This window comes from Kitasatospora sp. NPDC056138 (assembly GCF_042264695.1).
Taxonomy (GTDB): domain Bacteria; phylum Actinomycetota; class Actinomycetes; order Streptomycetales; family Streptomycetaceae; genus Kitasatospora.
On sequence record NZ_JBHJVK010000024.1, the window covers coordinates 97,873 to 105,828 of the forward strand.

7 protein-coding genes and 5 tRNA genes are annotated in these 7,956 nt (G+C 69.6%); 1 reads left to right on the plus strand and 11 read right to left on the minus strand.

Annotated elements, in window-relative coordinates; translation table 11 throughout:
* Positions 1-173: 173 nt before the first annotated feature.
* From ACFC1R_RS17390 to leuC, 4 genes are all read right to left on the minus strand, one after another.
* A complete protein-coding gene (locus ACFC1R_RS17390) occupies positions 174-893 on the minus strand; it encodes an HU family DNA-binding protein (protein ID WP_375939369.1) in 720 nt (239 codons plus the stop codon).
* 133 nt (positions 894-1,026) lie between these two features.
* The gene (locus ACFC1R_RS17395) at positions 1,027-1,374 is read right to left on the minus strand and encodes a hypothetical protein (protein WP_197085300.1); all 348 of its coding nucleotides are present in this window, start codon (positions 1,372-1,374) and stop codon (positions 1,027-1,029) included.
* Positions 1,375-1,542: 168 nt separating this feature from the next.
* A complete protein-coding gene (leuD, locus tag ACFC1R_RS17400; RefSeq protein WP_375939371.1) occupies positions 1,543-2,139 on the minus strand; it encodes a 3-isopropylmalate dehydratase small subunit in 597 nt (198 codons plus the stop codon).
* A gap of 2 nt (positions 2,140-2,141) precedes the next feature.
* Positions 2,142-3,575: a 3-isopropylmalate dehydratase large subunit gene (gene leuC, locus ACFC1R_RS17405; RefSeq protein WP_375939373.1), complete on the minus strand. Its 1,434-nt coding sequence runs from the start codon at positions 3,573-3,575 to the stop codon at positions 2,142-2,144.
* A 233-nt stretch (positions 3,576-3,808) separates the two neighbouring features.
* Here leuC and ndgR point away from each other — a divergent pair, with 233 nt between their 5' ends.
* On the plus strand, positions 3,809-4,522 hold the full coding sequence (gene ndgR, locus ACFC1R_RS17410; RefSeq protein ID WP_030275730.1) for an IclR family transcriptional regulator NdgR: 714 nt from the start codon (positions 3,809-3,811) through the stop codon (positions 4,520-4,522).
* 168 nt (positions 4,523-4,690) lie between these two features.
* On the opposite strand, the gene ACFC1R_RS17415 is transcribed toward ndgR, so the two are convergent.
* The 7 genes from ACFC1R_RS17415 to ACFC1R_RS17445 all read right to left on the minus strand — a co-directional run bounded on the left by ACFC1R_RS17415 (position 4,691) and on the right by ACFC1R_RS17445 (position 7,704).
* Positions 4,691-4,765 (minus strand) — tRNA-Gln (locus ACFC1R_RS17415).
* 47 nt (positions 4,766-4,812) lie between these two features.
* Positions 4,813-4,888 (minus strand) — tRNA-Glu (locus ACFC1R_RS17420).
* Positions 4,889-4,915: 27 nt separating this feature from the next.
* A tRNA-Glu gene (locus ACFC1R_RS17425) sits at positions 4,916-4,988 on the minus strand.
* A 27-nt stretch (positions 4,989-5,015) separates the two neighbouring features.
* A tRNA-Glu gene (locus ACFC1R_RS17430) sits at positions 5,016-5,088 on the minus strand.
* Between the two features lie 21 nt (positions 5,089-5,109).
* Positions 5,110-5,181: transfer RNA gene (locus ACFC1R_RS17435), tRNA-Gln, on the minus strand.
* 200 nt (positions 5,182-5,381) lie between these two features.
* Positions 5,382-6,911, minus strand: a complete 1,530-nt coding sequence (gltX, locus tag ACFC1R_RS17440) for a glutamate--tRNA ligase (RefSeq protein ID WP_375939376.1) — start codon at positions 6,909-6,911, stop codon at positions 5,382-5,384.
* Complete coding sequence (locus tag ACFC1R_RS17445) at positions 6,904-7,704, minus strand: fumarylacetoacetate hydrolase family protein (protein ID WP_045306572.1); 801 nt, start codon at positions 7,702-7,704, stop codon at positions 6,904-6,906. Before ACFC1R_RS17445 ends, gltX begins: the two co-directional genes overlap by 8 nt.
* Between the last annotated feature and the right edge of the window lie 252 nt (positions 7,705-7,956).

Sequence of the window (7,956 nt, forward strand, 5' to 3'; positions counted from 1 at the left end):
GGCTCAACCGCTACCAACCCCGGGTCCCGCCCCCTTAACGGGGGGCCGGCCCCCCGGGCGCGGGTCACTTACGCGCGGGGGGGGCTCGCTCCGGGATCTCCCGGTCGCGAACCGCCACGGCTCACGGCCACTACGGCCGTCCACTGGTACTGCCCGGGAAAACCCGTCGGACCTTACTTGGCGGCCGACTTGCGCGCGGTGGTCTTGCGCGTGGCGGTCTTCTTCGCCGGAGCGGTCTTCTTGACCGCCGCCGCCTTCTTGGCGACCGTGGCGGTGACCTTCTTCGCCGCAGCGGTCTTGGTGGCGGCAGCCTTGGTGGCGGCGGCCTTGGTGGCGGTCGCCTTGGTGGCGGTGACCTTCTTCGCCGCAGCGGTCTTGGTGACGGTGGTCTTCTTGACCGCCGTCGCCTTCTTGGCCGCCGTGGCCGTGGTCTTCTTCGCCGCGGTGGCGGTGGTCTTCTTCGCGGCGGCCTTCTTGGCGGCGGCGGTGGTGCCGGCCGCGGCGGCGCGCTTGGTGGCCGCGCGCTTGGCGGCCGGGGTCGCGGCGACGCCGCTCTTGCCCGGGGTGAGGGAGCCCTTGGGGGCCTTCTTCACCGAGGGGCCTTCCTTCGGCAGCTTCTTGCTGCCGCTGACCAGGTCCTTGAAGCCCTGGCCGGGACGGAAGCGCGGCACCGAGGTCTTCTTGACCTTGACCTTCTCGCCGGTCTGCGGGTTACGGGCGAAGCGCGCGGAGCGCTCCACCTTCTCGAAGGTGCCGAAACCGGTGACCGAAACCCGGTCTCCGGCCACCACGGCACGCACCATCGTGTCGAGCACTGCATCGACGGCCTCTGCGGCAGCCTTGCGACCACCCAGCTGCTCGGCCACCGCTTCGACAAGCTGAGCCTTGTTCACGTCTTCCCCTTCGGAAACGGGCGCCGGATGATTCCATCCGTTCTTTTCGCACGTTAGGTATGTATCTGCGGACTTTCAATTACCAAACGCGCGAATCACCCTAGTGTCGCAATGGATTTGCGCGTCGGCGACCTCAGCCGAGCGGCATGCGCCCCTCGTCGAGGTCTTGCACAAAGCGACTCAACCGCCTTGCCGCCTCGGGAAGATCACGCTTGGCGGTCTCCGTGACGATCAACAGTTGACGGGTGAGAGCGGTCTTTGCCTCGGTTGACACGTTCAGCGCATGAACGCGTACATGAGCTTGCTTCAACCGCTCGGCCACAAGCGCGTAGAGCGCCGCGACTTCCGGCTCGTCCGGTTCCTCAGCAGGTGAGGTCTGGTCGTCCTGCCGATCGTCAATTCGACTCTCGGCGACACCATCCGTCCCCTCCGTCGACCCGGGTTCGCCACCCGCGTACGGAGGTTCATGGTGCCAGTGCATGCATCGATTGTGCCATCTGTACAGAGTTGCGCTGTCCGCGCCCCTCTCCGACAAATCCCGGCAAGTATCGCGAGCACGCGTCAGACCCGAACTCGAGGCCGGAACAGCGGATGACCCGCCCCCCCGATGGGGAGCGGGCCATCCGTCGGACCGTCAGAAAGGAGCGGCTCAGGCGACCGGCAGCGTACGCGGCTTGAAGCTCGGACGAGTGCCTTCGAAGGCCGCGACGTCGGCCTCGTTCTGCAGCGTGATGCTGATGTCGTCCAGGCCGTTGAGCAGCCGCCAGCGGACGTTGTCGTCCAGCTCGAACGGGGCGTTGACGCCCTCGGCCCGCACCTCGCGAGCCTGGAGGTCAACGGTGATCTCGGCGGTCGGATCGGCCTCGGTGAGCGCCCAGAGCCGCTCCACCGTCTCCTGCGGCAGGACCACCGTCAGCAGGCCGTTCTTCAGCGAGTTGCCACGGAAGATGTCCGCGAAGCGCGAGGAGACGACCGCCGCGAAACCGTAGTTCTGCAGTGCCCAGACCGCGTGCTCGCGCGAGGAACCGGTACCGAACTCGGGGCCGGCGACCAGCACCGTGGCGCCCTGCCGCTCGGGCTGGTTGAGGATGAAGTCGGAATCCTTGCGCCAGGCCTCGAACAGGCCGTCCTCGAAACCGGAACGCGTGACCTTCTTCAGCCAGTGCGCCGGGATGATCTGGTCGGTGTCGACGTTGCTGCGGCGCAGCGGGACGGCCCGGCCGGTGTGGGTGGTGAACTTCTCCATGGTCAGACCTCCACGCTGGGCTTGGTCGAGACGGGGGCGGCCAGATCGGCCGGCGCGGCCAGACGGCCCAGGACCGCGGTCGCGGCGGCGACCTGCGGAGAGACCAGGTGGGTCCGGCCGCCCTTGCCCTGCCGGCCCTCGAAGTTGCGGTTCGAGGTGGAGGCGCAGCGCTCGCCCGGCGCCAACTGGTCCGGGTTCATGCCCAGGCACATCGAGCAGCCCGCGTGGCGCCATTCGGCACCGGCGGCGGTGAACACCTTGTCCAGGCCCTCCTCGATGGCCTGCAGGGCGACCCGGACCGATCCGGGGACGACCAGCATCCGCACCCCGTCCGCGACCTTGCGGCCCTCGACGACGGCGGCGGCGGCCCGCAGGTCCTCGATCCGGCCGTTGGTGCAGGAGCCGACGAAGACGGCGTCCACCGCGACCTCGCGCAGCGGCGTACCGGCCTCGAGGCCCATGTACTTGAGCGCGTTCTCGGCGGCGGTCCGCTCCTGCGGGTCCGCGAAGGAGGCCGGGTCCGGCACCCGGGCGCCGAGCGGGGCGCCCTGGCCGGGGTTGGTGCCCCAGGTGACGAACGGGGTCAGCTCGGTGGCGTCGATGAAGACCTCGGCGTCGAAGACCGCGTCCTCGTCGGTGACCAGGGTCTTCCAGTACTCGACGGCGGCGTCCCAGTCCTCGCCCTCGGGGGCGTGCGGCCGGCCCTGGAGGTAGTCGAAGGTGGTCTGGTCGGGGGCGATCATGCCCGCGCGGGCGCCGGCCTCGATCGACATGTTGCAGACGGTCATCCGGGCCTCCATGGAGAGGCTGCGGATCGCCGAGCCGCGGTACTCCAGGACGTAGCCCTGGCCGCCGCCGGTACCGATCCTGGTGATGACCGCCAGGATCAGGTCCTTGGCGGTGACGCCCTCGGGCAGCTCGCCCTCGACGGTGATCGCCATGGTCCTGAACGGGGCCAGCGGGAGCGTCTGGGTGGCCAGCACGTGCTCGACCTGGCTGGTGCCGATGCCGAACGCCAGGGCCCCGAAGGCGCCGTGGGTGGAGGTGTGAGAGTCGCCACAGACCACCGTGGTGCCGGGCTGGGTCAGGCCCAGCTGCGGGCCGACCACGTGCACCACGCCCTGCTCGACGTCGCCCAGCGAGTGGATGCGCACGCCGAACTCCGCGGCGTTCCGGCGCAGGGTCTCCAGCTGGACCCGGGAGACCGGGTCGGCGATCGGCTTGTCGATGTCCAGGGTCGGGGTGTTGTGGTCCTCGGTGGCGATGGTGAGATCGGTCCGGCGGACCTTCCGGCCGGCCAGCCGGAGGCCGTCGAACGCCTGCGGACTGGTCACCTCGTGCAGCAGGTGCAGATCGATGTAGAGCAGGTCGGGCTCGCCCTCGGCGCGCCGGACGACGTGGTCGTCCCAGACCTTCTCTGCGAGTGTCCGTCCCATCGCTTTCCCTCCAGCCGGCCGCTCTGCCGGCCTTCTCGTGTCGTCGAGGCCCCGTCCCGTACCCGGCCTGGTGAGGCACCGCAGGCGGACCCGCACGCCGGATCTGTTGTCCAGGATGTGGACACCCTGGTGAGGGTCCATCCTGGGTTTCTCCCGGGCTGCTGCTTCAAGAGTGGCGCTTTTCCGGCGGGATTGAACTTGCGTCTCGCCCACTGAGACTGCAGTATCGAGACATGGACAACACTAGCGGCGTCGGCGTTCTCGACAAGGCCGCTCTGGTGCTCAGCGCACTGGAGTCGGGCCCCGCCACGTTGGCGGGGCTGGTCGCCGCCACCGGTCTGGCGCGGCCCACCGCCCACCGACTCGCCGTCGCACTCGAACACCACCGCCTGGTCACCAGGGACATGCAGGGCCGTTTCATCCTCGGCCCCCGACTTGCCGAACTCTCCGCCGCGGCGGGCGAGGACCGGTTGCTCGCCACCGCGGGCCCGGTCCTGACCCACCTGCGCGACGTCACCGGCGAGAGCGCACAGCTCTACCGCCGGCAGGGCGAGATGCGGATCTGCGTCGCCGCCGCCGAGCGGCTCTCCGGCCTGCGGGACACCGTCCCGGTCGGCAGCACCCTGCCGATGAAGGCCGGCTCGGCCGCCCAGGTCCTGCTGGCCTGGGAGGAGCCCGAGCGGCTGCACCGCGGCCTGCAGGGCGCCCGCTTCACCGCCACCGCGCTCAGCGGCGTACGGCGGCGTGGCTGGGCCCAGTCCATCGGGGAGCGGGAGCCCGGCGTGGCCTCCGTCTCCGCGCCCGTACGGGGCCCCTCCAACCGCGTGGTGGCCGCCGTCTCCGTCTCCGGCCCGATCGAGCGACTGACCCGCCACCCGGGCCGGCTGCACGCCCAGGCCATCATCGAGGCCGCCAACCGGCTCACCGAGGCGCTGCGGCGCGGCTGACACGCAATGCCGAAAGGGCCGCTCCGGAAATCCGGGGCGGCCCTTCGGCATCGGCCCGGGACACCGCCCGGGGACACCGCACCCGGGGACACCGCGTCCGGGGAAATCAACCCGGGGATATCGAGCCGGAAAAACAGAAAAGCCCCGGATTCACCGGGGCTGAACTACTGGCTGGGGTACCAGGACTCGAACCTAGACTAAATGAACCAGAATCACTCGTGCTGCCAATTACACCATACCCCAACAAAGCGCTCGGCCGATGGGAGTACTACCCACCGGCCTTGCCGCTCTGGTACCCCCGACCGGATTCGAACCGGCGCTACTGCCGTGAGAGGGCAGCGTGCTAGGCCGCTACACAACGGGGGCTTTCTTGGCGATCCCTTGCGGGATCAGTACCCCCGACCGGATTCGAACCGGCGCTACTGCCGTGAGAGGGCAGCGTGCTAGGCCGCTACACAACGGGGGCTTTCTTGGCGATCCCTTGCGGGATCAGTACCCCCGACCGGATTCGAACCGGCGCTACTGCCGTGAGAGGGCAGCGTGCTAGGCCGCTACACAACGGGGGCTTGATCTTCATTTGTATTGCGCTGGGGTACCAGGACTCGAACCTAGACTAAATGAACCAGAATCACTCGTGCTGCCAATTACACCATACCCCACCAGAGTTGAACCCTTGCGAGCTCTTCTCGGGCGTTGCGCCTCTCGGTCGGTTCCCGACGGGGTTTCACTCCCTCGTCCGTTCCCTCCCGGGCGGCGCAGAAAGAACATTACCCGACGTCTGGCCTGGGTCCAAAATCGATAACCCCAGGCAGTGCGCCGGACGGCTGCGGACCAGGTCACGCAGCCGTCCGGCCCCGGCTCAGGAGGCCGGTACGAGCTCCAGAGCGGCCGTCAGCCGGCGCAGCGTCTCGGCCCGGCCGAGCAGCTCCATCGACTCGAACAGCGGCGGCGAGACCCGGCGGCCCGTGACGGCCACCCGCAGCGGCGTGAAGGCGAACTTGGGCTTGATGCCCAGGCCGTCCACCAGCGCCTCGCGCAGGGCCGCCTGGATCGGCTCGGGCGTGAAGTCGCCCAGCTCCTCCAGCGCCTTGATGCTGGCCTCGAGGACCGGACGGGCGTCGGGGGTGAGCGCCTTGGCCGCGTCCTCCTCCTGGACCCTGAACTCGGCGGGGTCGACGAAGAGGAAGCCCGCCATGTTGACGATCTCGCTCAGCACGACCATCCGCTCCTGGGTGAGCGGCGCCACCTTGGCGAGCAGGTCGAGCTGCTCGGCGGTCGGCTCCGCCGGCAGCAGGCCGGGAGCCTGCAGGTACGGGACCAGCCGCCGGACGAAGTCCTCCGGTGCCAGCCGGCGCAGGTGCTCGGCGTTGATCGCCTCGCACTTCTTCAGGTCGAACCGGGCCGGGTTGGAGTTCACCTTGGCGATGTCGAAGGCGGCGACCAGCTCGTCCATGGAGAACAGGTCCCGGTCCTCGGCGAGCGACCAGCCCAGCAGCGAGAGGTAGTTGAGCAGGCCCTCGCGGATGAAGCCGCGCTCGCGGTACAGGTTGAGGTTGGCCTGCGGGTCGCGCTTGGACAGCTTCTTGTTGCCCTCGCCCATCACGTACGGCAGGTGGCCGAAGCGCGGGGTGATGCCGGGCCCGACGCCGATCTCGGCCAGCGCGGCGTAGAGGGCGATCTGCCGCGGGGTGGAGGAGAGCAGGTCCTCGCCGCGCAGCACGTGGGTGATGCCCATCAGGGCGTCGTCCACCGGGTTGACCAGGGTGTAGAGCGGAGCGCCGTTGGCCCGGACGATGCCGTAGTCCGGCACGTTCTCCGGCTCGAAGCTGAGCGTGCCGCGGACCAGGTCGTCGAAGGAGACGGTCTTGTCGGGCATCCGGAAGCGCAGGATCGGCCGGCGGCCCTCCTGCTTGTAGATCGCGACCTGGTCGTCCGTCAGCTCACGGCAGTGGCCGTCGTAGCCGGAGGGCTTGCCGGCCGCGCGGGCGGCCTCGCGGCGGGCGTCCAGCTCCTCGGTGGAGCAGTAGCAGTGGTAGGCGTGGCCTGCCTCGTGCAGCCGCGCGGCGACATCGGCGTAGACGTCCATCCGCTGCGACTGCCGGTACGGCTCGTGCGGACCGCCGACCTCCGGGCCCTCGTCCCAGTCGAAGCCGAGCCAGCGCATCGCGTCGAGCAGCTGCTCGTACGACTCCTCGGAGTCGCGGGCCGCGTCGGTGTCCTCGATCCGGAATACCATCGTGCCGCCGTGGTGGCGGGCGAAGGCCCAGTTGAAGAGGGCGGTGCGGACCAGGCCGACGTGGGGGTTGCCGGTCGGGGAGGGGCAGAAACGGACCCGGACGCTCGGGTCCTTCGGGGTGGCCGGGGTCGTCCCCGGCTCAGTGCTAACCACGCTTGATCACCTTATTGGTGAGAGTGCCGATGCCTTCGATGGAGACGGCGACCTCGTCGCCGACGTTGATGGGGCCGACACCCGCCGGGGTGCCGGTCAGGATGACGTCGCCTGGAAGCAGCGTCATCGCCTCGGAGATGTGGACGATCAGCTCTGCGATCGAACGGACCATCAGGGAGGTCCGGCCGGTCTGCCGCAGGTCTCCGTTGACGGTGCAGGTGATCGCCAGATCGCTCGGATCGAGCTCCGTCTCGATCCAGGGCCCGAGCGGACAGGAGGTGTCGAAGCCCTTGGCCCGCGCCCACTGGCCCTCGCGCTGCTGGACGTCGCGCGCGGTGACGTCGTTGGCGCAGGTGTAACCGAAGACGATCTCCGGCACCCGCTCCAGCGGCACCTCCCGGCCCATCCGGCCGATCACCACGGCCAGTTCCGCCTCGTGCTGGACGTCCGAGGAGAACGGCGGGTACGCGATGGACTCGGTGGGGCCGATCACCGCAGTGGAGGGCTTGAAGAAGGTCAGCGGAACGTCCGGGACCTCGTTGCCGAGCTCCGCGGCGTGCGCCGCATAATTCCGGCCAACCGCGACGATCTTGTTGGGGAGGATCGGCGACAGCAGGCGGATGTCCTGCATCCGGTAGCTCTCGCCGCTGAGCTGCATGGAGACGATCGGGTGCCCGGCCAGCGCGTGGACCACCAGAGACTCGGGCTGGGAGGGATCCCCCTCGACCACGCCGAAGGAGACGCTGCCGGCGGCAGGGCTCCCTTCCCGGACGGAGAACCTGGCAATACGCACGGTTGGGAGCCTCTCGGTCAGTCGGGCACCGGCCTTACCGGGCCCTGCTCGAACGCCCTCAGGCTATCGCGTGGGCCGCTGCGGGCCCTTCGCGCACGGCCGGGCGCCGGCCGGGCAACGGCCCGGTAGCGGAACGGCAGCGGAAACCGGACAGCAGAAAGGGGCGCCCCGCCGCAGCGGCGGCGGGGCGCCCCCGTTACGGACCGTCCACGGTCACTCCCGCGGCGTACCCGGCGCCCGAGCGACCATCCG

Bases quoted from the DNA above. Each gene is read 5' to 3' on its own strand.
- leuC (WP_375939373.1), bottom strand. From the start codon at position 3,575: ATGGGACGGACACTCGCAGAGAAGGTCTGGGACGACCACGTCGTCCGG.
- ndgR (WP_030275730.1), top strand. From the start codon at position 3,809: ATGGACAACACTAGCGGCGTCGGCGTTCTCGACAAGGCCGCTCTGGTG.
- leuD (WP_375939371.1), bottom strand. From the start codon at position 2,139: ATGGAGAAGTTCACCACCCACACCGGCCGGGCCGTCCCGCTGCGCCGC.
- ACFC1R_RS17395 (WP_197085300.1), bottom strand. From the start codon at position 1,374: ATGCACTGGCACCATGAACCTCCGTACGCGGGTGGCGAACCCGGGTCG.